Annotated in this window: 20 protein-coding genes; 11 read left to right on the top strand and 9 right to left on the bottom strand. The window is 57.8% G+C overall.

What is annotated here, in order from left to right; all coding sequences use genetic code 11:
* Nucleotides 1-94: 94 nt before the first annotated feature.
* Both HDF15_RS09310 and HDF15_RS09305 read left to right on the top strand, forming a co-directional pair.
* Nucleotides 95-847 carry a DUF899 domain-containing protein gene (locus HDF15_RS09310; protein WP_184254909.1) on the top strand — a complete coding sequence of 251 codons (753 nt, stop codon included), beginning with the start codon at nucleotides 95-97 and terminating at the stop codon, nucleotides 845-847.
* Between the two features lie 588 nt (nucleotides 848-1,435).
* Complete coding sequence (locus tag HDF15_RS09305) at nucleotides 1,436-1,960, top strand: trans-aconitate 2-methyltransferase (RefSeq protein WP_184254907.1); 525 nt, start codon at nucleotides 1,436-1,438, stop codon at nucleotides 1,958-1,960.
* A 77-nt stretch (nucleotides 1,961-2,037) separates the two neighbouring features.
* Here HDF15_RS09305 and HDF15_RS09300 read toward each other — a convergent pair whose 3' ends face one another.
* Nucleotides 2,038-3,057, bottom strand: coding sequence for an HPr kinase/phosphorylase (locus HDF15_RS09300; protein WP_260330969.1), 1,020 nt, complete (start codon nucleotides 3,055-3,057; stop codon nucleotides 2,038-2,040).
* Between the two features lie 268 nt (nucleotides 3,058-3,325).
* Here HDF15_RS09300 and HDF15_RS09295 point away from each other — a divergent pair, with 268 nt between their 5' ends.
* The 5 genes from HDF15_RS09295 to HDF15_RS09275 all read left to right on the top strand — a co-directional run bounded on the left by HDF15_RS09295 (nucleotide 3,326) and on the right by HDF15_RS09275 (nucleotide 9,457).
* Nucleotides 3,326-4,852, top strand: coding sequence for a B12-binding domain-containing radical SAM protein (locus HDF15_RS09295; protein ID WP_184254903.1), 1,527 nt, complete (start codon nucleotides 3,326-3,328; stop codon nucleotides 4,850-4,852).
* 114 nt (nucleotides 4,853-4,966) lie between these two features.
* The gene (locus HDF15_RS09290; protein WP_184254901.1) at nucleotides 4,967-6,376 is read left to right on the top strand and encodes a B12-binding domain-containing radical SAM protein; all 1,410 of its coding nucleotides are present in this window, start codon (nucleotides 4,967-4,969) and stop codon (nucleotides 6,374-6,376) included.
* Nucleotides 6,373-7,197 carry a class I SAM-dependent methyltransferase gene (locus HDF15_RS09285; RefSeq protein WP_184254899.1) on the top strand — a complete coding sequence of 275 codons (825 nt, stop codon included), beginning with the start codon at nucleotides 6,373-6,375 and terminating at the stop codon, nucleotides 7,195-7,197. The genes HDF15_RS09290 and HDF15_RS09285 overlap by 4 nt, the downstream gene beginning before the upstream one ends.
* The gene (locus HDF15_RS09280; protein WP_184254897.1) at nucleotides 7,194-8,663 is read left to right on the top strand and encodes a B12-binding domain-containing radical SAM protein; all 1,470 of its coding nucleotides are present in this window, start codon (nucleotides 7,194-7,196) and stop codon (nucleotides 8,661-8,663) included. The genes HDF15_RS09285 and HDF15_RS09280 overlap by 4 nt, the downstream gene beginning before the upstream one ends.
* A complete protein-coding gene (locus HDF15_RS09275) occupies nucleotides 8,660-9,457 on the top strand; it encodes a class I SAM-dependent methyltransferase (RefSeq protein ID WP_184254895.1) in 798 nt (265 codons plus the stop codon). Before HDF15_RS09280 ends, HDF15_RS09275 begins: the two co-directional genes overlap by 4 nt.
* A 29-nt stretch (nucleotides 9,458-9,486) precedes the next feature.
* Here the strand turns inward: HDF15_RS09275 and HDF15_RS09270 are convergent, their stop codons facing one another.
* Complete coding sequence (locus HDF15_RS09270; protein WP_184254893.1) at nucleotides 9,487-10,377, bottom strand: AraC family transcriptional regulator; 891 nt, start codon at nucleotides 10,375-10,377, stop codon at nucleotides 9,487-9,489.
* A gap of 130 nt (nucleotides 10,378-10,507) precedes the next feature.
* Here HDF15_RS09270 and HDF15_RS09265 point away from each other — a divergent pair, with 130 nt between their 5' ends.
* Complete coding sequence (locus HDF15_RS09265) at nucleotides 10,508-11,287, top strand: SDR family NAD(P)-dependent oxidoreductase (protein ID WP_184254891.1); 780 nt, start codon at nucleotides 10,508-10,510, stop codon at nucleotides 11,285-11,287.
* 107 nt (nucleotides 11,288-11,394) lie between these two features.
* Here the strand turns inward: HDF15_RS09265 and HDF15_RS09260 are convergent, their stop codons facing one another.
* Nucleotides 11,395-11,943 carry a TetR/AcrR family transcriptional regulator gene (locus HDF15_RS09260; protein ID WP_221314357.1) on the bottom strand — a complete coding sequence of 183 codons (549 nt, stop codon included), beginning with the start codon at nucleotides 11,941-11,943 and terminating at the stop codon, nucleotides 11,395-11,397.
* Nucleotides 11,944-12,440: 497 nt separating this feature from the next.
* Nucleotides 12,441-12,827: a hypothetical protein gene (locus tag HDF15_RS09255; RefSeq protein ID WP_184254887.1), complete on the bottom strand. Its 387-nt coding sequence runs from the start codon at nucleotides 12,825-12,827 to the stop codon at nucleotides 12,441-12,443.
* 222 nt (nucleotides 12,828-13,049) lie between these two features.
* Here HDF15_RS09255 and HDF15_RS09250 point away from each other — a divergent pair, with 222 nt between their 5' ends.
* The gene (locus tag HDF15_RS09250) at nucleotides 13,050-14,594 is read left to right on the top strand and encodes a DHA2 family efflux MFS transporter permease subunit (protein WP_311733070.1); all 1,545 of its coding nucleotides are present in this window, start codon (nucleotides 13,050-13,052) and stop codon (nucleotides 14,592-14,594) included.
* 46 nt (nucleotides 14,595-14,640) lie between these two features.
* A complete protein-coding gene (locus tag HDF15_RS09245; RefSeq protein ID WP_184254885.1) occupies nucleotides 14,641-14,925 on the top strand; it encodes a hypothetical protein in 285 nt (94 codons plus the stop codon).
* A gap of 78 nt (nucleotides 14,926-15,003) precedes the next feature.
* On the opposite strand, the gene HDF15_RS09240 is transcribed toward HDF15_RS09245, so the two are convergent.
* The 5 genes from HDF15_RS09240 to HDF15_RS09220 form a co-directional block, all read right to left on the bottom strand.
* Nucleotides 15,004-16,284: a NarK/NasA family nitrate transporter gene (locus HDF15_RS09240; protein WP_184254883.1), complete on the bottom strand. Its 1,281-nt coding sequence runs from the start codon at nucleotides 16,282-16,284 to the stop codon at nucleotides 15,004-15,006.
* Nucleotides 16,285-16,413: 129 nt separating this feature from the next.
* Nucleotides 16,414-18,675, bottom strand: coding sequence for a molybdopterin oxidoreductase family protein (locus HDF15_RS09235; protein ID WP_184254881.1), 2,262 nt, complete (start codon nucleotides 18,673-18,675; stop codon nucleotides 16,414-16,416).
* Nucleotides 18,672-20,270 carry a DmsC/YnfH family molybdoenzyme membrane anchor subunit gene (locus HDF15_RS09230; protein WP_184254879.1) on the bottom strand — a complete coding sequence of 533 codons (1,599 nt, stop codon included), beginning with the start codon at nucleotides 20,268-20,270 and terminating at the stop codon, nucleotides 18,672-18,674. Before HDF15_RS09230 ends, HDF15_RS09235 begins: the two co-directional genes overlap by 4 nt.
* Before the next feature lie 28 nt (nucleotides 20,271-20,298).
* Nucleotides 20,299-22,086, bottom strand: a complete 1,788-nt coding sequence (locus tag HDF15_RS09225; RefSeq protein ID WP_184254878.1) for a sulfite reductase flavoprotein subunit alpha — start codon at nucleotides 22,084-22,086, stop codon at nucleotides 20,299-20,301.
* A 4-nt stretch (nucleotides 22,087-22,090) separates the two neighbouring features.
* Nucleotides 22,091-23,848: a NirA family protein gene (locus HDF15_RS09220; RefSeq protein ID WP_184254876.1), complete on the bottom strand. Its 1,758-nt coding sequence runs from the start codon at nucleotides 23,846-23,848 to the stop codon at nucleotides 22,091-22,093.
* 1,030 nt (nucleotides 23,849-24,878) lie between these two features.
* On the opposite strand from HDF15_RS09220, the gene HDF15_RS09215 reads away from it, so the two are divergent.
* Nucleotides 24,879-26,528, top strand: coding sequence for a uroporphyrinogen-III synthase (locus HDF15_RS09215; RefSeq protein ID WP_184254874.1), 1,650 nt, complete (start codon nucleotides 24,879-24,881; stop codon nucleotides 26,526-26,528).
* Nucleotides 26,529-26,998 lie beyond the last annotated feature (470 nt).

Below are 26,998 nucleotides of genomic sequence, written 5' to 3'. Positions count from 1 at the left end.
GCGGCGGGCGCTGTCTCGACAGGCAGTATTTCCGCGCTCGCCGTGGCGAAGTTCTGGAACCGAAAAGCGCGCAAGCGCGAACAGGGAGGAAGTCATGAACAGCAATGAGCAGATCGCAGCGATGAAAAAACCTCCGGTCGTTTCGGCTGAGGAGTGGCAGAAGGCGTGGCAGGAGATGCTAGTCAAAGAGAAGGAGCACACCCGCTTGCGCGACGCGCTGGCGGCGGCGCGGCGGCGGATGCCGTGGCTCGCGGTCGAGAAAGAGTATGCCTTCGAAGGTCCGCAGGGAAAGGTCTCGCTGCTCGATCTCTTCGACGGCCGGCGGCAGCTCGTACTCTATCGCGCCTTCTACGATTCCGATGTCTACGGCTGGCCCGACCACGCCTGTGTTGGTTGCTCGCTCGGCGCAGACCAGATCTCGCACCTCTCACACCTGCACGCGCGGGATACCACGCTGGCCTACGCCTCACGCGGGTCGCAGGAAAACATTGCCCGCCTGAAACAGCGCATGGGCTGGGACAAAATTCCCTGGTATACCCTCACCGACGGCTTCGATAAGGACTTCGGAGTCGACGAGTGGCACGGGCACAATGTCTTCTTCCGCGACGAGAACGACAAGATCTTCCGCACGTACTTCATCAACAATCGCGGCGATGAAGCCATGGGCAGTGTGTGGAACTATCTGGACGTCACGCCCTTAGGACGGCAAGAGGATTGGGAGGACTCACCGGAGGGCTATCCGAAGACGCCACGCTACAAGTGGTGGCGCTGGCATGACGCCTACGGCAACGAGGATGCCAGGTTGGCCAACGTGATCGATAACGCGGTAGTGACGCTGAAGCTGTAACTCTACCGGGTGCCCCCATCTGATGACGATTTCGGCAGATGGGGGCCCAGTTCCGACACGTGGACGATTGCCCCACTCATCAGAAGGGCTAGGCGTGTCATCCAATTGCTTCTACACCTAAATCGAACAGTGCAAACAGTTTGTTGAGGCGCAAAGCGGAAGGAATCTGCGCCCCACTCCTACGGCCTGGCTGAAGCCAGGTCCTTCTGGTTTCTTGCTACAAGAAGTTATTTGCACCGCTCGAATAGCAGTTTGATGACACGCCTATAGCAAATCTCCTGTAGGTGTATAGCGAAACCACGACGCTTTAGCGTCGCGGGACGGAGGGAGCCGTAGCCTTTAGGCTACGGAATGAGAGCCAGGCAAGAATTGGGCTTCAGCCCCGGGCCTTTTGTTCGCAGCCGAAAGAAGGCCCGGGCCTGAAGGCCACATCTTTCCCAGCCCCTGAATTCCGTAGCCTAAAGGCTACGGCTCCCTCCGTCTCCCTGATGCTGAAGCATCAGGGAACGCGCTTCGCGTTGTGCTGAACAGACCATCAATTCTTTAACTAATTAACGACCCACCACTCTAGAAAAGTACAGTGGAGAGATGAAGATCAGTCAGGCCACGGCGCTGATTCGCACACCCCTCATCGAATGGTCGCGACCGCAATCCTGGTGCGATCTTGGTTGCGGCAGCGGAACGTTCACAACCGCGCTTGCGCAGTTGCTGGCTCCCGGTAGCACGATTCATGCCGTCGATCTGGACCAGAGAGCGTTGGAGCGCATTCCGAATCAGTATGACGGAGTCGAGATTCGTAAGATCCTGGGAGATCTGCAGAGCCCGAGCCTCCGCCTTCCATCGGTCGATGGAATTCTCATGGCAAACTCCCTGCACTTCATTCAGGAGCAACACCTGTTTTTGAGAAGGCTTTTGTCCGTGACAGATCGCTTCCTGATTGTGGAGTATGAGCGATCCAGGCCGAATCCGTGGGGACCTTATCCGATCGGCTTCAAAAGGCTTCGCGAACTCTTCCGTGAGTCAGGAGTGGAGCGTGTGGAAAGACTGGCAACGCATCCATCGCGGTTTGGGGGCACGATGTATTCGGCCTTTGCCGAACAGTCAAGAGCGTAAAGTCACGTGTATCTCTAAGGCCTGACTACCGGCAAGGCCGGCTGGCGTATCCTCGCCGGTGGTCCAGGCCCCGGAGCCTACGCGTGGGAGCGGACGAGACGGTCGAGTTGTCCGATAGCGTGATCGAAGTCGCGATATCGCAGTTCATAGGCAGGAACGCCGGATAGTACCTGCACGGCCTCTTCATGGATCGCACGAATTTCAGCGATAGGATATAAATTTTCTCGAATGCGCTCTATCGCAGCACCATCGGGTAGCGGTGTCAGTTCCCCCGTCTCTGACGGCCCTCGCTTGAGGTAGACGATAAAGTCGATTTTCGCCTCGCTCGCTGTAATGAGCCCGGGCAACTCGGAGGTAGGAACTTCAATGGACGGTTTGCCCTCTGCCCGCGGAGTGAGTGCACGGCCTTCCAGCTCCGGAAAGAGTGTCTTGGCCGTCGGCCGAAAACGTACCTGATGCGAGTTGCCGATGACCCGGGGATCATCCGTGCCATGCAGAAGATAGCTGGCGTCGTCAGAAGTATAGGTCCATCCGGCACGGGCACAGGCATAGGACAGAGAAGACTTGCCGGCCCCGGAGTCGCCGCACAAAAGAATACCTCGCCCGTACCGGCTGACACAGGCTGCGTGCAGAGAGGTTACGGCTGACGAGCAGAGAAGAATGTACGCAGCGCCTTCAAGAAAGTAATAGCGAAGATACAAACTGTGACGTATCGTCGCCTGATTCAGCCAGACGGCGGCAAAGCCTGCTTTAAGATCGACGATAGCCTGATTGTCTGTGTCCGCCACAATCGAAAACAAGTGACGGTTAGCCCGGGAAACAGGCGTGGGAGGGCACTCGGAACCGCCTCCTTCACTAACACTGATGCGGAGCTGCACCACGGAGTTCATCTGCCGCGGACGAAGATATCCCCAGCTATCGTTAGCGGCGTCCAGAACGGCTTGCTCATTGGTGACGATCTCGACAGGAAAGCCAAGAGGATAAAAGACACCACGGAGCGGCAACTCCATATTGCAAAGGAGATCCTCCTCTATCGTGCCTGGCTTGGGAGCGATAGTCGCCTCGGGAGATCCCTGTTTAAGAAGTTCGGTCGTCAACAATTTTCCCTTCCTGCACCTGGCTGGTTGAAGCTGAAAACTTCCATCTTCTGCATACCGGTTGACTAACAAAGTGTAGGAAGGATGGGTGATTGGTTTGTCACCACTTTGTCCGCGCTTCGTCACCATTTCCACGAACGAATTTGCCTGGAAAGAGCCTTCAACTCACACCAAACATAAATGACAAACTCCTGACAATTCGTAGACACCGATGTGACACGCTCTTAACAGCGAAACGGCAAGATCTCAATAGAGGAGCGTCGTCTATATGCCCAAGAACTCCGTCTCATCCAGGAAAATCGTCTTCTTCTTCCCTTCCTTCGCTAGTTCAGAAGCAACGGCGCCTCTAGGGATCCTGGCTGTCGCAACCCCGCTCATACGAGCTGGCTTCGACATCGTTCTCATTGACTCCACCATCACCCCCAACTTCAAGCAGCGTGTGCTCGAAGAGGTTCGTGACGCCGTCTGCCTGGGCATCTCGCTCGTCACCGGTCCCATGATTCGCGAAACGGTAGAGATCGCGCGTGCGGTTAAGGAATGGAATCCTGATTTTCCCATCATCCTCGGCGGATGGCATCCCTCTCTTCTTCCCGACCAGACTCTTCAGGCTGACTGTGTGGACTACGTCGTTCGCGGGCAGGGCGAGGATGCTCTCCTTGAACTCGTGCAGCACCTCCAGAGCCACTCCGCCCCTGACCTCATAGCAGGTATTGGTTTCAAACGCGGCGGTAAGCTCATCATGACGCCTGAGCGCCCCCTCAAGCCACTCATGGATATGCCTCCCAAGGCTTATCACATTGCTGATTTCGATGCCTACGAGCGCGGCTGCGGCAAGCGTTGGGCCATGTATACCTCCTCCCTTGCGTGCCCATTCAACTGCGGATACTGCACGAACGCCGGTGTCTACGGCCGCAAGTGGAACGCCCTGCCGCCCGAACAGTTCGTTGAAGAGACGGTCGATCTCACCCGCCGCTATAAGTTGGAGATGTTGTGGGTGGTCGACGATAACTTCATGGTCGATCTCGACCGCGTACGAGGCATCGCAGAAGGCCTTGTACGCGAGAAGTCACAATTCAAGTGGAGCGTGCAAGCCACGACAAATATGGTCGCCCGCCTCTCACCTGAGGATTTGAAACTACTCCGCCGCGCGGGCTTGCAGCAGATCTGCCAGGGCGTCGACTCCGGCTCCCCCAAGATCCTGCAGTTGATGAATAAGACGTTCCAGGACTTCGACCAGATCTACGAGAGCGCCGCACGCTGTCTTGCCGCTGACATCCGGCCCTCCTTCAATATCATCTTCGCTTTCCCGGGCGAGGGCCTGACGGAACGCCGCGAAACCGTCAACTTTATGATGGACGTCTGCCGCCGCTTTCCTGGCGCCGAGTTCTGGACAAACATCTTCACTCCCTATCCCGGTTCCCCCATCATGAAGCGCTCCGAGGAGATGGGCATAGAAGTTCCCAAGACCCTCGAAGGCTGGGCTGACTACTTCCCGCGTTATACCCAGCTTCCCTGGCTCAAGGGCAAAGAGCATGAACGCCTCCAGATAACGCGCGATTATCTCCGTATCGCCTTCGACCGTATCCCCATCGCAACGGACACGCGCGGCCCCATCACCCGTATCGCTCAAAAGAGCCTCTCGCTTCCGGCCCGCTGGCGCCTCGACCACGATGTCTATAAGTATCCCGTGGAGATCTGGCTCAACAACAAGCTGAAAAAGCGCATGTCGACAGCACAAAAACCCGCTGTCGATGCCAAGCGCCTCGCCAAGACTCCTGCGGAGGCTGCATGTTAGAGGTCTCTGATCGAACCGTCGCTCCAAGCCAATGCCTGCTAACCCAGTCAGTACCCTGCTCACAGTCCCGCGTATAACATCGAGCAATAGCCAAACATAGAAAAGGAGAGCTTGATGCCGGACCTTCTGCTTACCCACGGTTATTTTCTCTTCGATGATCCGAAAGAGATCCAGATCATGAAGCCCTATGCTCCACTGGGGATTCTCTATCTATGTTCCCATCTGCGCGCGCGGGGTTTTGACGTCGATGTATTTGACACGACCTTCTCCAGCAAGCCAGACCTCATTCATCACCTGCGCACCGAGACTCCAACGGTGCTCGGCATCTATGCCAACCTGATGACGCGGACAAATGCTGTAGAGATCATGGCAGTCGCGCGCGAAGCCGGCTGGCGTGTCGTCGTCGGTGGTCCGGAACCTGGAGCCTATGCGCAGGAATACCTGGAGTCTGGCGCGGAATTCGTGGTCTTCGGCGAAGGCGAGGCGACCATGGAGGAGCTGCTGACTGCCCTGCGCGCACGCGCAGACCAGACGGACGCCGACTGGAGATCCAAGATCGCCGGGGTCGCATTCCTCGATGAGACTGGGCACTACCATCAGAATCCGCCACGGGCCCAGATCGCGGATCTTGACGCACAGCCGTGGCCTGCGCGTCACGCCATCGATCTTCATCGCTATGTCGATACCTGGCGTACCCATCACCAACAGGGTTCCGTCAACTTCATCACCGCCCGTGGCTGCCCGTATAAATGCCGCTGGTGCAGCCACCAGGTTTACGGGCAGACCCACCGCCGCCGCGATCCGCTCAAGGTCGTCGACGAACTTGAGTTCCTCCTCCATGAGTACACACCAGACATCGCCTGGATCTCGGACGACGTCTTCACCATCAACCACGAATGGATCCGCAAGTATGCAGGCGAGATGCGTCGCCGCAATCTACACATCCCCTTCGAGTGCATATCGCGAGCCGACCGGCTCAATGAAGAGATGCTGGATCTGCTCGCAGAGCTTGGCTGCTTCCGCATTTGGATCGGGTCCGAATCAGGTTCGCAGCGGCTGCTTGACTCCATGGACCGCGGCGTAAAGGTAGAACAGGTTCAACGCGCCATCGAGCAGACACGCGCACGTAACATCCAGAGCGGCATGTTCCTGATGTGGGGTTATGAAGGCGAGGAGATGGAGGACATCGAGGCGACCATTCATCATGTCAGCAAATCGAAGCCTGACATCTTCTTTACTACCGTCTCCTATCCCATCAAAGGCACACCCTATTACCAGCAGATCCAGAGCAAGCTGGTGCAACTCGGTCCGTGGGGCAAGAGTTCAGACCGCGAGATCAAAATCAAGGGTCGTCATTCCCGCGCCTATTATGCCCACGCAGACAAGCTTCTCCGCGACGAAGTAGCACTCGCCAAACTCACAGACGGCGGAGGGCAAGACATAGCCCTCATAAACAATCTCGCACAGAGCATTACAGACTCACGCCAGGGCCTTCTGGCTACGCAGTACGAGGTAGAGGCATGATAGCTTCTCCTCTCTCCACCACTGTTCATGCTGCCGGAGCCGCCTTCGACCGTCTCGCCCCCGTCTATGACGATAAGTTCACGGACACACTCATCGGTCGCGCTCAGCGCAGCTCTGTCTGGAAGATCCTGCTCGAAACCTTCCATGCTGGCGACAACATTCTGGAGCTGAACTGCGGCACCGGCGAGGATGCCCTTTTCCTAGCCCAGCACGACATCTCTGTCATGTCCTGCGATGCTTCGCAGGACATGATCACGCACGCCGAGCAACGGCTCAAAGCTCAATCCGTTCCGTTGCCCGTCGTATTCTGCCATCTCCCCACGGAGCGTATCAAGGAATTTGCTCCCGCCCGTCGCTTCGACGGTGTCTTCTCCAACTTCTCCGGGCTCAACTGTATTAAGGACCTCGCCCCTGTCGCCGCATCGCTCGCCCCTCTCGTCAAGGATGGGGACCGGCTCCTGCTCTGCTTCTCAACCCGTGTCTGTCTGACGGAGATCTTCTATTACCTTGCTCTCGGCCAGAAGAAAAAAGCGTTTCGCAGACTGAGCGGTCATACACAGGCCACCATCGACGGCGTCTCGCTCGATGTTTACTATCCGAGCCTCAAGCAGATCCTTCGTAGCTTCAGCCCGCACTTCCGGCTCCGCTCCACCACTGGAATCGGCGTCGCGGTACCTCCTTCTTACCTCGAACCATGGGCTCGCAACCATCCGACTGCCTTTCGGCTTCTTTGCCGTCTTGAATCTCTTCTCGCCCGTGTGCCGCTCCTGCGCAGCACAGGCGACCACGTCCTGCTGTGCTTCGAGAAAGTCTCGCAATGATCATCCTCTACCATCCCCGCGCCACGAAGCCACGCAACAGCCGACTGCCTCTGGCAGTGCTTGCCCTCGCCGCCGTCCTCGAAGGGAAGGTCGACTACGAGATCGTAGACGGCAACGCGGAAGACAATGCGACCCAACGCATTCTCGACCTCATCTCCACCCACAACGTTGAGCTTCTCGGCGTCTCCGCGATGCCCGGCCCCCAGATGGTCGCGGCCATGGAGACCTCTCGCGAGATTCGCAGGCTCCGTCCCGAGGTCCCTATCTGCTGGGGCGGCTACTTCCCTTCCATCTATCCCGACGCCGCGCTCAATGCCCGTTATGTCGATTACGTGGTTCGCGGCCAGGGCGAAGACACCCTTCTGGAACTCCTCGACGCCCTTCGCGGTAACCGCCAACTCGACACCATCAAGGGTCTCTTATACAAGGACGTCTTCGGCCTGCGCCGCGACAACGGTGAGCGTCCCATGAAGGGGCCGGACGAGTTCCCCTGGTCCCCCTTCCACCGCCTCCCCGTTGAAAAATACCTTCGCCCATCCTTCTTCGGAAAGCGAACAGCCGTACATCACGCCAGCATCGGATGTCCCTTCAACTGCAGCTTCTGTGGAGTTCACGCAGCCTACGGCAACAAGGAAAAGTTCGAGTCCCCCGAGCGCACCATTGCCATACTTACGCATCTCGTAGAGAACTACGGTGCGGACTCCGTCCAGTTCTACGATATGAACTTCTTCCTTCGCGAAGATAAGGCCCGCGAACTCTGCGACGGCATGGCCCATCTGAACCTTCGTTGGTGGTGTGAAGCCCGTGTCGACATCATGTCTCGCTATTCAGACGAGACATGGGCCTCCATCAAACGCGCCGGCTGCGCGATGATCTTCTTCGGCGCGGAGTCAGGCTCCGACTGGGTGCTTGAGGAGATGCAGAAGGGCATCACCACGGCTCAGACTCTCGAGATCGCACGCCGCACTCGCCAGTTTGGCATCATCCCGGAGTTTTCCTTCGTCATCGGCAACCCCAACGATCCCGACCGCGATACCCGCGAAACCCTGCGCTTTATTCGCAAGATCAAGCGCATCAATCCGGACTCCGAGATCATCATCCAGCATTACACTCCCACTCCTCAGCCCCATCAGGCCGGTGATGGCATGTATGGCAACATCGAGGTCCCCTTCCCCGATACCCCAGCGGGCTGGGCTACCGAAGAGTGGATGAACTTCACCCTTCGTATCGATACCAATGCCCCCTGGCTCAAGCGGAAGACCAAGCTCCTCATCGACAACTTCGAGACCGTCGTCGCATCCCGCTGGCCCACGGTCCAGGACATCCGGGCGCCTCGCTGGAGTCGTATCTTCCTTCAGGTGCTGAGCGCGTGGCGTTATACGCTGCATCTCTATAGCTTTCCGTTCGAGCTCCACCTCGCTAACCAGTTCATCGCTCTGCGCAGACCAAAACGGGAAAGTTTGTGAACACCGGCACACGTGCGCTCTTCAATGATTGGGCTGAGGTCTACGACACTCAGCCCAATCCCCTGCTTCTGCTCGAACAGCGCACGCTCCCTCCGATGATGCCGCCGATCAAGGGCCTTGATGTCCTCGACATAGGCTGCGGTACCGGGCGCTGGTTAAAGCAAATTGAGCTCCTCGCCCCCAGGACTCTCACCGGCACGGACGCCTCCGACGCCATGCTGGAAAAGGCACGCGTCACGCTCGCTCTCACCACCGCCCTCCACCTCAGTGACTCCACCACCCTGCCCGCCGCCGACGCGTCCACTGATCTTATCCTTGCCTCTTTCGTGTTGAGTTACCTCGCAGATCTGGATGCCTTCGCAGGCGAGTGCGTTCGTATCCTCCGCGTTGGCGGACACATTCTCCTTTCCGATATGCACCCTACAACGGCTGCACAACGCCATTGGATTCGCTGTTTTTATCTTGATGGCAAGCGCATTGAGCTTCCCGCCAACCCGCTCACCATGACTGAGATCATTGCCGCCTTTAGCCGTCGCGGCTTCGAACTCCTCACACTCAACGAACCCGCCTTCGCCGAACCCGAACGTCATGTCTTCGAGCAAACAAACAAGCTGGCGGAGTACCATGCGCTGCACGCCGTCCCCGCCATCTACCTCATGAAGTTTCTGAAAGTTGAGGGAAGCAGCGAATCTGATACGGAACTCGCCAACCGCACAGAGGGACGCGCGGATACCTTTGGGAAACCAGCTTCGGAGGTTACTCCGTCATTCGTCGATCGGCGTTTAAGACGATGAGGTGCATGAGGTAAAGGAAGCTGAGGACATCAGGCTGCAGTTCCTTTGAACGCTGCGATATCGCGACGAGGAGGCATCGCGAACATGCGAGAGTACTCGCGGCTAAACTGCGAGGGACTCTCGTAGCCGACCTGAAATGCGGCTGTCTCCACGTTTGCTCCAGAGGAGACCATCAGTCGCCGCGCTTCAAGTAACCGTAGCTGCTTCTGGTATTGAAGCGGCGTCATGGACGTGATTGCCTTGAACTGGCGATGAAATGCAGAGGGACTCATTCGCGCTATCGCTGCAAGCTCCTCGATGCGAACGGACTCCGCAAAGCGATCACGCAAATTATGAATTGCGCTGATGACTCGTTGCGTGTGGGGATTGGTCAGCGTCATCTTTACTACGTCACCGCCCTGTGGTCCTGTCAGTAGCCAATAGCAAATCTCGCGCATGATTGCCGGATAGAGCATCGGAATTGCCTTAGGCGTGCCAAGCAGGCGCACCATACGCAAAGCGCAGTCCGCAAGGGGTCCGTCGAAGTCAGCCACACAAACACCCCTACTCACCTTCGGACTCGCCGTTGGCGGCGCTTCTGTCTCATCGATGACCTCGCGCATAATCGCGAGGTCGAACTCAAGAATGATGCCCAGATACGGCTCGCTTGGACTTGCTTCGACGACGGTGCCAAACGCCGGCATCTCGACGCTCACCACCAGCGCTTGCCCGGCACCATAATCGAACCGCTGGTCGCCGAACATGGCGGACTTGGCGCCTTGAACAGTGATGCACAGAGCAGGCTTGAAGATGAGGTGGTTCGGACGTTTCTCGTGATCCGATCGAAGAATGGTAAGCCCTGCGATCTCCGTAACAAACGGGCTCTGCCCGGTCTGCGCGTCCGTGTAATGCTTGACCGCCTGTACCAAATCACGAAGCATGTTCGCCCTTACTCCTGGATCAACCCTAGGCTTCTTAGCAGGAATAGGCAAGAAAAGGGAGAGTTTCGGCATTCTCTTCTAAGCACGCTGAACCTATCCTCAATCACAGGAAGATATGAAGGAGCGGAGCATGGCAGCAGAAAACAACGCATTTCGCAGTAGAGCAATCGCTATCGTAACCGGTGGAAGCCGCGGACTCGGCCGCAATACTGTACTCAATCTCGCCGAACGAGGGGTCCACTCGATCTTCACTTACAACTCCAATCGTGCAGAAGCCGACAAGGTCGTCGCCAAAGCCAGCGAGTTGGGAGCCAAGGCCATTGCCTTGCAGCTTGACGCTGGAAAAATCGGCATTTTCGATCAGTTCGTGCTGAGAGTGAAAGACGCGCTGTCGGAGCTTGGCGCGGAAAGCTTCGACTTTCTGATCAACAATGCCGGCACTTCGCACCACGCCGCCTTCGACAAGGTGACAGAAGAAGATTTCGACGGCCTCTACAACGTGCATTTTAAAGGCGTCTTCTTCCTGACACAGAAGCTCCTTCCGCTGATCAAGGATGGCGGAAAGATTTTGACCATCTCGTCAGGCCTGACCCGCATCATCTATCCCGGCAGCTCCGCCTACGGATCCATGAAGGGCGCAGTTGAAGTTCTTACCAAATACATGGCGAAGGAATTAGGCCCACGCAGAATTACAGTCAACTGCATCGCTCCAGGAGCGGTCGCTACCGATTTCAGCGGCGGTATGGTCCGCGACAATCCCGAGGTCAACAAGCAGGTTGCGGCGATGACGGCGCTCGGGCGTGTAGGCATGCCGGACGACATCGGACCAATGATCGCGTCCATGCTTTCCGACGACAATCGCTGGGTGAACGCCCAGCGTATTGAGGTCTCCGGGGGCATGTCCATCTAACCAGGATGCCGCGGCTCGCCGAAGACCGTGACCACGGTCTTCGGCGAGGACATTCAGCAGACGACTACACCCGTTCGACTTGCAGACCAGCAATGCGAGACGATCGATCACGCAGACGATATCAAATGATCAAACAGAGATTGGATCAGGTTGCGTGTGCTTCTCTGCGACTGTTCTGCGCCAAGGATTCTCTGGGTAACTGCCAGACCGTGAGCGAGATTGATGATAACCGTAATGAAATCATCCGGCATCAATTTCGAAGAGACTTCAGGAGCTTTCACAAGGTCTCTGATGAGATCACCTCCGTCGCGAATCTGCTGCCGATGCGCTTCAACAAAGCTTTGCCGGATACGTTCGCTGCGAAGAGCTCCGACCTCGAATTCGGCACGGAGTACGATCCAATCGTGGTCCGTCATCAGTTCGGCGATGGCGTCCCGCATTTTCTTCAACCGTTTCTTCCCTGAAGGCTCCTCCTTCAGCAGAGACCGAAAGAAATCCAGCCGATGCGCCTGTTCCTCCTGGATGACAGCGACAAACAATTCCTCTTTACCGCCGAAATTGGAATACAGAGCGCCCCGAGAATAACCAGCATCCTCCGCGATCTTCTCCGCCACGGCACCGCCAAGCCCGTAACGCAAAAAGTGCTTGCGGCCCACGGCGATCAGTGCAGCGCGGGTCTGCGCCTGGCTCTCCTCTCGGGTGAGCCGCTTCCGTGTTTTTGCTCTAGTCACAGGCATTTGGTTCCTTGGCCCTTAGGTTGTTCCCGCAATTCATCAACTGTTTCTGAGGCCATATGCGAATGCTGCGGATGTCCGATCACCTTCACATCGCTCAGATTCCAGACTGGATAGAATGAACACTCTGCATCCAGATACACTTATAGCCTATCTGCAGAGCACTCGCCAACACCGGCTTCGTGGGCGAACATTCGATTCCGCCTCGTCGATACACTTCCACATTCTGGGACCTGTGCGAAGGACTGGAAGCGTCAAAACAATTGCATCACCAGGACGACTGCTATGCACACAACCCCGGCAATCGCGAGAAGTACATACAACAAATAGACCATCGGAATATCTTCAACGTCGTCTTTCATGCTGTTTCCTCCTTAGCCCTTTTGCGCAGATAAGGTGTTCGCAGAGCGGAGTCAGGACTACGTCACTCCGCGGCGGACAAGCACCAATCCCATGACGAGGCACCCGGCTGCGGTTACCCGCAACGTCGGCACGTAAGCCGATCCCAACCATGCAAGGTATGCAGGAGAAACATTCTGATTGATCTTCAGGAAGGTTCCCCAGACCCCTGAGACGATGCAGGCGACGCCTAGCACCAGGCAGACCCACTGCTCGATAGCAACAATCAGTTTGAAGCGGGAGTCCTTTCGCTCATCCTCTCCGTTCTTCCACATCCCTTGTCCGGCACTCGATGTGTGCTCGTGGTCGAAGCCCTTGGCAGCTCCACGAGAGTCGCTGGTGCCATCGTGAACCGCGGAAATGCCTTTGGCTGCCAATATTCCGCCTGCGCCTGAGTCAGCCATCATTGGACCCTCCAGCGATGCTTCTTTACATACAATACGCTTTCAGATACAGTTTGTTTTTGAATGACGAATGACGTTAACGGATGAAACTGCGATGGGAAGTCTATAGGCGCATGAACGGGTATCAACGGACGTAGTCGGTGTGCGGAAAATCGCTTCACTGGAAAGGAATGTAATGGCAGCAGAGGTCTCTAGTAGCGGGCAATGGAAACCTGATGTCAACCCGTGGCTCATCGCAGCGACGGTTGCGCTGGCTGCCTTCATGGAGGTTCTCGATACCTCCATTGCCAATGTTGCCCTTCCTCACATTGCCGGCGCGACCTCGGAGCCAGCACGAGTCAGGGAACCTGGGTACTCACCAGCTATCTTGTTTCCAACGCAATCATTCTGCCGGTTGGCGCGTGGGCATCGAGCGTCATCGGCCGTAAGAATTTCTTTCTGCTCTGCATTACGATCTTCACCGCCGCAAGCTTTCTCTGCGGTATTGCGCCGACACTTCCGATCCTGCTTTTGGCTCGTGTTCTTCAGGGCGTTGGAGGTGGCGGTCTACAGCCAATGGCGCAGGCCATCATGGCAGATTCATTTGAACCGAAGAAACGAGGCCAGGCCTTCGCGCTTTATGGCCTTGTCGCTGTACTTGCGCCTTCCCTCGGACCGACGATCGGCGGTTGGATTACGGACAACTACTCATGGCGGTGGATCTTCTATATCAACCTGCCGGTTGGCATTCTTGCCTTCTTTCTGGTGAGCCGGCTGGTTCAAGATCCGCCCTGGATCAAGGCCGACCGCTCCAACCTCAAGAAGCTGGATTACATCGGCCTGGGTCTGCTGACCGTTGCCATGGCCGGCATGCAGATCATGCTCGATAAAGGTGAAGAGAACGACTGGTTTGCCTCCAACTTAATCCTCACCTGTGGCTTACTGTTCGTTGCTGGGATGGCTGGCCTGATCTGGTGGCAGTGGCGTGCTAAGAATCCCATCATGAATCTGAGGCTTTTCAAGTACAAGAACTTCGCCATCTGCTGCCTGCTCATGATTCTGGTCGGCGGTGTCTTGAATGCTGCAACTGTACTTGAGCCGCAATTCCTGCAACAGCTAATGGGCTATACGGCAACCCGCGCCGGAGAAGCGCTCGCGGGCGGAGGTGTTGCCCTGCTCGTCATTATGCCTCTGGCAGGAGTGGCTACCGGCAAGTTCCCGGCAAGGAACATGGCTGCGTTCGGGTTCGCTTGTTTTGCCGGTGCGTTCTATTACACCTCAACGCACTTCACGCTGACGATGACCTTCGGTTTTGCCTCCTGGTTACGCATACTTCAGATGTTCGCGATTCCTTTCGCCTTCATCGCCATCACCAACGCAGCCTATGTCGGGCTTCCGAAAGAGGCGAGCAACCAGGTCTCGGGAATCATCAACTTCGTCCGCAACGTTGGCGGCAGCATCTTCATTGCTGCCACCGGAGCGATTGTCACCAACCGCTCACTCTTCCATCAGGCACATCTGCAGGAGTATATGCAACCTGGTAATCCTGCCTTCGTCAGCCGGATCAACGCACTTACCTCTTACTTCGGCGGAAGCGGGAAAGGGCCGGGGCCGGGCTTCATGGCACGAGCTGAGATCTATCAGGAACTCAATCAGCAGGCAGCCGCCATGGCGTATCAGGATATCTACCGTCTGCTTTGTTGGATGGCAATGGGCATGATAGCGTGCGCCTTCATTCTAAGTAAGAACAAGCCCGGTCAGGGAGCTCCGAAAGGAGAAGCAATGCATTAGCAATACACCGAGTTATTATGCCGTTCCAGTCAGGAGATAGGTCCTTATGTATGACGAAAAAACGAACTCAATTGTTGAAGCTCAACAAACATCTGTTGGGATGGTTGCCGATCTCTTGCTGACGGCAGAAAAGGAGTTAGGAGCTTTTTATGGGGCGATTGCTGGAAGGTATGGCTCAGATGAAGCGAGAAAGGCCGCACGCGATTGGATAGAAGAGGTAGAGACGATGGATTGGCCTATGGCAGGAACGATCCCGAACTGGCGCCATGTGTCTATCGTCGCCGCCGGCTGCCTGGCCTCCAGAGTCATCCAGCGTTCTCTAAATCCATGAGGATCAGAAACCTCGCAGTTGGCCCAGCCCGCTCGAGTATGAAAGCGTTGCAACTTTTTATCTTTGGCAGGATACTGCCTACACGATGGCCTCGGCGTGGACAGCTTCCCCCAGATCTCCATGGCTCACACTCTCTGCGACGAACATCGAAGCAGATGGAATAGCGCGACCACCGGTCGTGACCCAGGTGCGAGTCCAGACGCGGGCGACGAGACGCATCACGATCAGGACAACGATGGCGAGGCCGGCGTACAGAATGAAGCCTGCGCTGTAAGAGCCAGTGTGTTGTTTGGATTGACCCAGGAGGTTCGGCAGGATGCCGCCACCAAGGGCTCCGATCTCGCCGATCATGCCGCCCGCGACCGCCGTAGTAAGGGGCCAGCGTAGCGGGACGAGTTGGAAGGTGGCGCCATTGCCTGCTCCAAGAGCGGCAAAGCAGAGCATGAAGAGCAGGGTCGTCGCGAGGAGAGAGGGAGCAGTCATGAGGCCGAAGAGTCCTGCGACCGCAATGAGGAAGACGACCGAGAGAGTGGTGATGCCTCCGACGCGATCCGCGAACCAGCCGCCTACGACGCGGGTAAGCGAACCGGTGAGAGTTGCGAGTACGGTGAGGCTGCCGGCTTGAACCTTGGTGACGTGAAACTGCGAGTAGTAGAAGGACGGCAGGAAGGTGGCGAGGCCGAGGAATCCACCAAACGTGATGATGTAGATGAGATTGAAGACCCAGCCGTCCTTCTCGAAGAGGCAGGAGAGATGTTGCCGAAGAGTCTGATGCTCAATATCGGGCGGCTCTTTGGCGAGAACAATCATGACGATAAGTGGAAGAAGCATCATCGCGGCGGCGAAGCCATAGACCCGCTGCCAGCCGAAGTGCATCGCGAGGCGCGGAGCGAAGAGAGCGGCTAAGGCCGTACCGCTATTACCTGCTCCGGCGATCCCCATAGCGAGGCCCTTGTATCGCTTCGGGAACCAACCGGAGCCCAACGATAAAGCGACTCCAAAGCTGGCTCCGGCGATGCCCAGCAGGACTCCCATGGCGAGGACATCGTTGTAAGACTTAACGAAGAGGAAGCCAAAGACGAGTGCCAGTACGATGGCCGACATCTCTACAATGGCCGCCTTCTTTCTCCCGATGTATTGAGAGAGGACGCCAAGGGGGAAGCGCATGAAAGCACCGGCGAGGGTGGGGACGGAGACCATCAGACCGACCTGGGCAGGCGAGAGATGAAACTGCTCGGAGATGAAGGGCCCCATGGCTCCGTTAAGTACCCAGACGGCGAAAGAAAAATCGAAGTAGAGAAAGGCCGCGAAGAGGGTTGGCGGGTGGCCCGATTTGAGGAAGGCTTTCATGTTTGCCATGGCTTAGAGCAATCTCCTGTTACTGTGAAGTGGAATCGGGCGTACAGCACCGTTTTTCTGGGGAAAAACGGCCATAAGCGTTGTGGTTTCGCGATACACCTACAGGAGATTTGCTATAGGGTCGCTCCGTTAGAGATTTTTGGGTGACGATGCGTGCAGTTTGTGGGGGTTGAGGTTGGGAGGAGCGGGTCTTCTCGATATCTGTTTGCGCCGGTCGCGCATGGGTGTGCGTTCGATACGAACGGCGCATTGTTTGAAGTTGGGCTCGCGCGAGATGGGATCGAATGCGCCGAGGGTGACGATGTTGGAGTTGGTCTCGGCAAAGTGAAAGGGCATGAAGACCTGGCCGGGAGCGACGATGCCCGTGATGCGGAGTTCAAGGTCCGCGACAGCGCCACGACGGCTATGGACGGTGACCCGATCATGGGGCTTGAGGTCGAGACGCGCCGCGTCGGCAGGGTTGATCTCAAGCCAAGCGTTAGGCACCATGTTGTCGAGGAGCTCTACCTCTGCGGTCTTGGTGCGGGTGTGCCAATGCTCCACAGTACGGCCGGTGTTCAGGATGAAGTCGTATTCAGCATCAGGCTGTTCGACGAAGGGTTCGCAGGGCACGAGATGCAGCTTGGCTCGCCCATCGGCGGTGGGAAAGACGCCGTCACGATAGAGCGATTCCCCGCCCCACTGGATACCGTTGGCATCGTCGATCTGCTGCCACGAAAATTTGCTGTAGTCACACATGCGTCCCGCAGAGACGCGCTGCCACTCCTGATACGCATCGCCTGGAGTCTTCCAGTTGGGATAAAGCTCATCGCGAACTCCCATTTTTTCCGCCAGGGCGAGAAAGATATCGAAGTCAGGGCGAGCTTCGCCAGGAGGACGGACGGCAGGATTGGCCTTGGAGACACGCCGCTCGGAGTTGGTGTAGGTGCCTTCCTTCTCTCCCCAGATAGCGGCAGGCAAAACGAGGTCCGCAAACTCGCTGGTGGGCGTGGGGTGGAAGCCGTCCTGCACCACAAGGAACTCGACAGAACGAAGAGCCTGCTCGAGTAGCTTGTAGTTGGGGAAAGAGACAGCGGGGTTGGTGGCGATGAACCACAGAGCTTTGATGCGGCCCTGGACGGCGGCTTCGATGATATCGGGATAAGCAAGACCGCGAGCGGTGGGGATGCGGTCGACGGGGATGTTCCAGATGCGAGCGAGATCTTCGCGGTCCTGCGGGTTATCGAACTTGCGATAGCCAGGAAGCGAAGAGGTGAAACCACTCTCGCGAGTGCCCATGGCGTTGCACTGGCCGGTAATGGAAAAGGGAGCGGCTCCGGTGCGGCCGATGTTGCCGGTGATCAACGCGAGGTTGTTAATGGCGGCAACCGTAACTGCTCCCTGCGTGGAGTGATTGACGCCCATCGTCCAGCCGATGAAAGCCGCTTTGGCGCGGCCATAGAGGAGGGCCGTCTCGATGATCTGGGCTTCGGTAAGTCCGGTCACAGCGGATACGTGAGCGGGGGTAAAGGTGGAGACAAACTCTGCGAACTCGGCGAAGCCGTTGGTGTGCTGAGCGATGTACTCGGTGTCGATGAGGCCTTCGCGGATGAGGATATGAGCGATGCTGTTGATGAGGGCAATGTCGCCACGCGGCTTGATGGCGAGATGGATGTCGGCCATCATCGCGGTCTTGGTCACGCGAGGATCGACGACGACGAGCTTGCGCGGCTTGGTGCCGGGACTGCGATCAACACGATGGCAGAGGATGGGATGATTGTCGGCGATGTTGGCCCCAATGAGCAGAATGAGGTCGGCTTGCTCCATGTCAGCATAGGAACCCGGCGGCCCATCGGAGCCAAAGGACAACTTGTAACCAGAGACAGCGCTTGCCATACAAAGCGTCGTGTTGCCATCGTGGTTGCGAGTGCGAAGCCCAAGTTGGACAAGCTTGCCGAGCGTGTAGAACTCTTCCGTGAGTAATTGGCCAGTGCCGACGACACCCAGGGACTCGTTGCCATGGCGCGACTGGATATCGCGAAAGCGCTCGACCATGGTGTCGAGCGCTTCGTCCCAGGAGACGGGAGTAAGGACACCGTCTTTGCGCAGGAGGGGTTGTTTGGAGCGGCCGGGATTTTCGAGAATGTGGTGTTCGGAGAGCCCTTTAGGACAGAGCTTTCCGCGATTGACCGGATGATCGGGATTGCCGCGCACGGCAACGGCCTTATTGTCCTTCACACCGAGGAGCATGCCGCAGCCTACCGAGCAGTACCCACAGGTGGTCTTCACCCACTTGTCGGGGACTCGTGAGGTGGCGGTGTAGCCGAAGGTGGCATCCTTGGCGTAGGTGTACTTCTCGCTGCGGATATCGATGCCGACGAGGCGTTTGAACTGGGTGAGGAGAGGGCTCATGCGTGGACGCTCCTGACGAAGGTGAGTGCCATGTTGAGCGGCACGACGGACACGAAGAAGAGATAGCGCGCGGAAAGAACTCCGGCGAGCGCAGCGGGCAACGCGAGAAGAGGCATTCCCGCAAGAGAAAGCATGATGGCAATACCGATGAAGGCAAAGCCCACGAGGAAGGTGCCGCGCAGGCTGTCCGTGTTGAGCAACGATGCGGCTGCGCGATGCTCGTAGGTTTCAGAGTGATGGAGGCGAATCGCCCGGGTGATGTGGTTCAGCATCCAAAGAACAGAACAAAGAACCAGCGGCCAGAGGGGAAAGGATCTTGCGGTTAGCGATGGAGCGATGAAGTGGAGCTGCGGGATAACGCGTTGAAGGTTGGTGGCTCGAAGGAGTAGGGGAGCTGCCGCGGAGCCAAGTACCCCAGAGCTGAGAAGGAAATCAATGGGAGTGTGAAGCATGTTCCACGCAGGACGCGCAGGAACAAGATAGATGTAGGCGCTAGCCAGGATGCCGGCGATGCCGAAGACAGGCGCGCAGACCTTGAGGAACAACAGGACGATGGGCGCGATGGGGAGTAGGTGCAGGCTGTCAATCCACGTGGCTGCGGTGAGAGTGGCTAAGGCCCCAAAGAAAAGACCGAAGAGTAGTACCTCGCGAGAGAGCCAGGAGCGCCGCCACATCTTGAGAGCACGCCAGGCATAGGCGGGACGTCCGAGGTGAAGCACAGAGATGTTGAGCGTAAACGCAGTGAGCGCGAGGATGAGCGTGAGAGTGATGGGACCATCGTGATGGGAGAGCAGAGCAGCAACGAGAGTTCCCGCGGAGAGTTGGATGAGTGAGGTCATCCAGACAAGAGACCAGTGCGGATGCTCAGGACGGAGAGTCTCGATGTCGACACGTTCCAGGCTGGCTTGAGCGCCTTCCGGAAGAGTAATGCGAGTGGTCGAGATCGTGACGCCCGCATTGGGCATACCGGGTGCATTGCCGGCAGCATAGTCACTTCGCCACTCGAGTTGATCGACGATCTCGATTTCGATAGCGGCCTCAGGGCAGGCGTTAACGCAGGCCGGTTCGAGCCCATCGGTAAGACGACCGTGGCACATATCGCATTTGCCCACAACGCCGCGCTCCGGATTGAACTGTGGAACGGAGTAGGGGCAGTTCCAGACGCAGTACTGGCAACCGATGCAGGCGTCGGCGGAGTGCAGGACGATGCCGGTGATGGAATCCTTCGTGTAGGCGTCGACCGGGCAGCCCTTGATGCATTCGGCGCTGAGGCAGTGGTTGCAGCCCATGGAGAGATAGAAGCGGTCGGTATTGGGGTAGGTGCCGCCTTCAATCTCGCCGATGCGCCGCCAACGCAAATCCGGTGGCGTGTTGTTCTGCTCATTGCAAGCGACCTCGCAGGAGCGACAGCCGATGCACCTGGTCATGTCGAAGTGAAAGCGATATTGCTCACCCGGTCCGAGAGGCCGTGCCGGAATAAGGCTGGTCTTTACTTCCGCTGCAGGCGCAGGAAAGAACTCGATGCCGTTCTCCGTCAGACGCACGATAGCGTTCGTGGAATCGTTGTGCGCGAGTTCGTGCAGCGGAAGAGACATTCGGTTTCCTTTAGCTCAGACAGAGGTGCTAGTAGACGTCCCGGTGGTAGCGGTGCTGATCTTTGAGAGCGTTGACGTATTCAGAGGCAGCGTCCGCAGACAAACCGGATTGCTGCTCGACGATCGCATGCAACGTGGCATCTACATCTTTGGCCATGCGCGAGGCATCGCCGCAGACGTAGAGGCTCGCGCCTTCTTCGAGCCATTGATAGAAGGTCGCAGCCTGCTCGAGCATGCGGTCCTGAACGTAGATCTTGTGTTCCTGATCGCGGGAGAAAGCGAGGTCGAGGCGTGTGAGATGGCCGTCAGCCTGCATGGCAAGAAGCTCATCGCGATACAGGAAGTCGGTGGCGGCGCTGCGCTCCCCAAAGAAAAGCCAGTTGCGGCCGGTGTGGCCGAGAGCGCGGCGCTGATGCAGAAATGCGCGGAAGGGAGCGATCCCCGTGCCAGGGCCGATCATGATGATGGGCGCCGCAGCATCCGCAGGAAGACGGAAGCGTTTATTCGGCTGGATATAGACAGGGAGAGCCTCGCCCGTGGCCGTGCGATCCGCGAAGAGAGTCGAGCAGACACCGCCACGTTCGCGATTATGCGAGCGGTAGCGGACGACAGCGACGGTGGTGTGTATCTCCCCGGTGTGGGCGTAGGGACTGGAAGAGATGGAGTAGAGACGCGGGGAGAGACGCGGCAGCATGGCTACCAAATCGGCAGGATCGTGCAGAATGTGGGGGTAATCGTGGATAAGGTCGATGAGGCCGCGATCGTAGGTGTACTTTTCTAGAAATCCCTGCTGCTCGGGGACGAGGAGGCTGGTGAGCATGTGGCACTGCGCCGACTGCTTTCCGATCGTGGCGTAGGCCTCGATCATCTTGCGGGTCAGGCGGGTGATCTGGAGATGGTTGAGGAGCGCATCGTAGAGTTTGGTGGCTCCGGATTTCGGGAGTTGTATGGGAACCGTTCCGTTGAAGTTGAGCGCATGAAGAATCTCTTCGACGAGACCGGGGTCATTCTGGGGAATGACGCCGCAGGCATCACCGGCATCGTACGTAACGTCTGAGCCGCTGATGTTGAAGGCGAGATGGAGCGTGAGTTTGCTGGATACGTCGTGGGTGAGAGGGCGCTTATCGACAAGAGGCGCAAGGTAAGGGTTTTCGCGCGTATGCGTAACGGCGATAGGCTCCTCGACCTTGCTGGCAGAGGCGATCGAGGCAGGCGGCGCTGTGTGAACAGGGCGAGCGGAGGCCATGTCGTCGAGCCCGGCGTAGAGAGCCTGCTTCCATTGGGCAAAGGGCTCATCAAGATCAACGTCGCAGTCGATGCGGTTGGCGATGCGAACGCCGCCTAGTGCGGCGAGCCTGGTGTCGAGATCGATACCGAACTTGCAGAAGTGTTCGTAGCTGGAATCCCCCAACGCGAGCACGGAGTAAGAGAGGTTCTCGTAACAAGGAAAGTGTTCGAGGCAAAGCTGCTCGAAGAAAGGACGCACGGCGTCCGGTGCGTCGCCTTCGCCATAGGTGCTGGCGATGAAGATGGCATAGCGTTCGGCGATAAGTGCTGCGGGCGTATAGCCCTCAAGCGAGATCAGTGATGCGATGTGGCCCTTGGCTTTGAGGTCCTTGACGACCTTGCGGGCCAGCCCCTCGGCGGTGCCGGACTGCGAAGCATAGAACACCGCGATCTTCAACGAGGGCGGCACTTCCGCAGCCTGGTTCGTTGGCGCGGTGGAGTACAGGCCCGCGAGGAAGCCATTGAGCCAGCCACGCTGCTCAAGAGTGAAGGGAGCGTTGTCCGGAATCAATGGAACTTGATGGGACATTCGTTCAGTTCTCCTCATAAACGCAGAACGCCTTGAGCTCTTCGAGATCGTGACGGCGGGTGAAGTCTAGAAAAGACTCTTCGCTATTTCTCTTGCCGATATAGGCCTGAAAGAGGCGATCCATCACCGGAGACAGATCGGAGAACCTGATAGCAGAAATCAGCTCGCGCGCAATTCCCTGTTGCTGGTCCGTGCCTCCGCCGAGCAAGACCTGGTAGCCCTCTTCGCCGCCAACCTTGACGCCCATCAGGCCAATATCGCCGACGTAGTGCTGGGCGCAGGAGTGAGAGCAACCCGTGACGTGAAGGTTGATCGGCTGGTCGAGCAAGGGAAAGTTTTTGTCGAGCTGACGCGCAAGAGCGACAGCGTGCGTCTTGGTATCGGAGGCAGCGAAGCGGCATCCCTGGTTGCCCGTACAGGCGATCGTTCCACTAAGAACGGTGCCGGCGTTGTAGTTGAGACCGGCAGCGACTAGCGCATCCTTTGCCGCTTCGAGATGCTCGCTAGAGATGTTGGGGATCAGCAGGTTCTGCCAAACGGTGAGACGCAGTTCGCCGTTGCCGAAGCGGTCCGCTATATCGGCCAGCGCTCTCATCTGGGAGACAGGAAGCTGGCCGACGGGGATGGAGACACCGATGTAGTGCGTTCCGGACTGCGCCTGGGGATGAACGCCAATGTGGCCAGCCCGGTCGATGGGACGACGTGGTTCGCACTCGGAGGCCGGGACATGGATGAGCGGAAAGGCGAGGAGCTTTTCTGTCTCAGACAGGAACTTTTCTACGCCCCACCGATCGACCAGATACTTCAGCCGTGCCTTCTTGCGATCGGTGCGGTCGCCGTGCTGAGTGAAGACGCGGACCATGGCAGCCGCAACCGCGACCGTCTGATCGGGCCGCAAAAGCAGGCCGCAGTCGGTAGCAAACTGGCGGTGTCCGGTGATGCCGCAGAGCAGCACGCGGAAGTAGACACCGGCAGGAACGCTTTGGCCTTCCCTGACCTCGACGGCGATGAAGCCGATATCGTTGGTATCCGCAACGACGGAGATCGCGCCGCCATTATCGAACGCGATATTGAACTTGCGCGGCAGGAGGTACATGTCCGGCGAGTTCGAGATGTAAGCCTGCATCGCGTCGGCCAGCGGAGCGACGTCCAGCAACTCCTGCGGATCGAGGCCCGTCGTGGGCGAGGCGGTGATGTTGCGGATGTTGTCCGCACCCGCGCCGCGTGAGGTCATTCCAAGCGACTGCAGGCGGTTAAGCACACGGACGATATCTTTGGGCTGGAACTCACGGATCTGAAGGTTGCTGCGCGTGGTAAGGTCAGCCCGACCGGAGCCCCATTCCTCGGCCATCTGGGCCAGCCCGCGGAGCTGGTGGGTAAAGAGAATGCCGCCCGGGATACGCAGGCGAAGCATGAATGAATCCTGCGCGGGAGCAACGTAGAAGAGTCCGAAGTATTTGATCCGGAAGCGATCGTCGTCGGTGGGTGGCTCATTCCGGTTCGCATACTGCAGAAGCTTGTCCCAGAGGGAGAAGGGATCCTGCTCGTACTTCCAGCGTTCTTCGCGAGCGAGATCTTCAACCGGGGTATTGAACCAGAGAGGCTCAGTAGCCTGATTGGGGTCGCTGGTGATGCGGCCATCCGCGGTGTGGCCCACGAAGGGGGCGAGGCCGCGCTGGGCTACTCCCGCGAAGAAGCCCTGAAGGTACTCCTTCTGCTCACTGGTGAACTCAGCCGAATTGACGATGGCGCTCGTGTCCATACCCAAGGTCCTCGTGAAGCGGTCGTCCGTGCGCAGAGGCGCGGAGTATTCGTGCGGTTCTTCCTGTCGCAGAGAAGGGCAACGGAAAGAGGGCGCAAGCCAGAGTGCGTACAGCAGAGATCCCTGTAGGGATTGCTGATTACGATCAAGGCTCTTCGTGGAGCTTGGAATGTACGGGGTGTTCTAAGTACCGGGCACGTCGGAGTGCCGCAACGCAATCGAGAGGTCCGAAAGAACGGCTCGATGAGCAAAGTGTAGGGCAAATCGGGTGCCAATGCAAGATGGAGCTTGAAATTGTGGGGAAATGGCTGGCAAACAGAAGGATCCAAGTCTTTGCTTTGAAGGGGCGGGGCTTCAGCCCCGCCGTTGAAGTCGCTACGTGCAGAGGCTAAACAGGCTGCGGAAAAACTCTTAGATGGGAAGAGAGTTTTGATCTTTAGGTCCAAGGGCCCGTTTCATCACAGCCTGGGGTGGAGCGCAGCAGCGAGCGGTTTTTAGCTCGCTGCAAGCGTAGCCCCAGGTACAGGGCCATACGGGAAGCAGAGGGCTGTAAACCCGATTCATAGTGCCCGCACGATGAGTCGGGCTTACAGCCCTCTGCTTCTACTCCTGCGCTAACCTGGGGCGTCGCTCCCGGAGCCACCACGCTGTTGCGTGGTGACCCTGTTCGCTTTGCCCCAGGCTGGGATGAAACGGGCCGTTGGCCCTAAAGATCAAATGGAGATGTTTGCGCAGCCTGTTTAGCCACGGGAGGAAACGATTCCGGAGCAGTTCCATCAGCAGGGCTGAAGCCCCGCCCTTTCAAAGCAGAGCCCTGACCCCTTCAAACCAGCGGTCTGACTAAACCTGGAACGAAATTTGATACACGTCCTCGTCTTAACCGGACGTATCGCCTTCTATTGGCCGCTTCTCAGAGTCGCGTCTATCATCAGGATACGGACTCTCGCTCAACCGAAGATTCCGTGCATCGCCCAAGTGCGATGCACGGGTAAGAGCCTGGACTCTGACAACTACAAACGTGGAGGAAGCGTTGGCACATGCAAGCTTCAATGGACTTCGGGTACTGGCGCTGGAATCGCGTCGTGCCAAAGAGGTCGAGAAGCTGATCCTCACCTATGGCGGCGAGCCAATCGTCGTGCCCGCCATGCGCGAGGTGGGTCTCGAGTCGAACCAGCACGTACTGGATTTTGCTGCCCACCTGCTGGAAGGGCGCTTCGATCTCCTCATCTTCATGACGGGAGTCGGCGTGCGGGCGATGCTCGAGATCGTGCAGACCCGCTACGACCGCGAAGACTTTCTGGCTGCGTTGCGGAAGATAAAGATTGCAGTGCGTGGAGCCAAGCCGAACTCGGCGCTGCGCGAGTTGAAGATAAACGCCGATGTGGTCTCGGAGGAACCGAGCACCTGGCATGAGCTTCTACACGCTATTGAAGCCGCCTACGGCGAGGCGCTGGGCGATATGCGCGTGGCAGTGCAGGAGTACGGAGCCTCCAATCCCGAGCTGCTCGCAGAGCTCAGCAGCCGCACCCGTGAGCTGACCAAGGTGCCCGTCTATCAATGGGCGCTCCCCGAAGATCTGCAACCCCTGCGGGAGTGTGTGCTCGGCATTCTGAGCGGATCCGTTGATGTGGTGCTCTTCATGACGGCCGTCCAGGCGATTCACCTGTTTCGCGTGGCCGAGCAAATGGGCGTTCGGGACGAGTTGCGCGAGGCGTTGGGCAAAGCGGTTGTGGTCTCGATAGGACCTACGACCTCCGAAGAGCTCGCCCACTACGGCCTCGAGCCGGACTTTGAACCTTCGCGCCCCAAGATGGGCTTCATGGTCAACGAAGCAGCGCAATACTCTTCAGGGCTGCTGGTAAAGAAGCGAAACGGCGAGATGGAAGCGGTCGCCTCGCAGCCTGCAGTGGAAGGCGAAAGAGAGACAACGCCCGCTAAACAGGTGCGCCGTGTAGCTGTCTCCACTCCGACCATGGCAGGCTTTCGCGATGGACTCGCGGAGATGGACTTCCTGCACGAGATCAGTAGCCGCATCGCGGCGGCAGATTCGCTGCATCTTGTACTTGATCGTATCGTCGACTTCATCTCCGGCGTGATCCCCTGCGATTCCTGCTTCATCTATGTGCTCGAAGGCGAACAACTCGTGCTGCGTGCCTCCAAGAATCCGCACGCGGAACTTATCGACCACATCGGCGTCCAGGTGGGACAAGGCGTTACGGGCTGGGTTGCGAAGCACCGGCAACCTGTAGCGATCGCCTCCGCAGCCTCCAACGACCCCCGCTTCAAAGCCTTCAAGAACATCCCGGAAGATCACTTTGAAGCGATGCTGTGCACGCCGATTCTCTGCGCCGGCCGCGTGGTCGGCGTTATCAACCTTCAGCACCGCATGACGTACCGGCACACCACCGAGCAGATCAGACTTCTCTCTACGCTTGGGTTTCTCGTCGGCGCGGAGATCGAACGCGCCAGGCTGGAGTCGGAGAACATGCAGCTCACAGGACGACTCGAAACCCGCAAGGCGGTAGACCGCGCAAAGAGCGTACTGCAACGCGATCTATCCCTGAACGAAGAAGAAGCCTACCAGATGATGCAACGCGAGAGCCGCCAGCGCCGCAAGTCCATGCGCGAGATCGCCGAGGCAATTCTCCTGGCGGAAGACTTCAGGCGATCGACAGGATGAGCCTGCGCAAGCCAGGCGTCGTCACCTTAGGGTGTCATCCGCCTTTAGGGCCAAGGGCCCGTTTCATCCCAGCCTGGGGTGGAGCGCAGCAGCGAGCGGTTTTCAGCTCGCTGCAAGCGTAGCCCCAGGTACAGGATCAACTCGAAAGCAGAGGGCTGTAAGCCCGATTCATCTTTTGTGCAGGCACTATGAGTCGGGCTTACAGCCCTCAACTTCCAATCCTGCGCTAACCTGGGGCGTCGCTCCCTGAGCCAACACGCTGTCGCGTGTTGACTTGGATTCGCTTTGCCTCAGGCTGGTATGAAACGGGCCGTTGGCCCTAAAGATAGATGACATACCATCGCACAATCCTTTGTTCTAGACCATTTTACTTTTGGGTATAGATCTAGATACTTTTCAATTGTTTGGGTTTGGGTGATTGTTAGGAGATGGCGCGAGCGTATAGCGATGATCTTCGGCGCAAGGTGTTG

It is taken from the genome of Granulicella mallensis, assembly GCF_014203225.1.
Lineage (GTDB): Bacteria > Acidobacteriota > Terriglobia > Terriglobales > Acidobacteriaceae > Granulicella > Granulicella mallensis_A.
The sequence above is the reverse complement of the archived record's forward strand: the minus strand, read 5'-3'. Positions and strand labels throughout refer to the sequence as shown.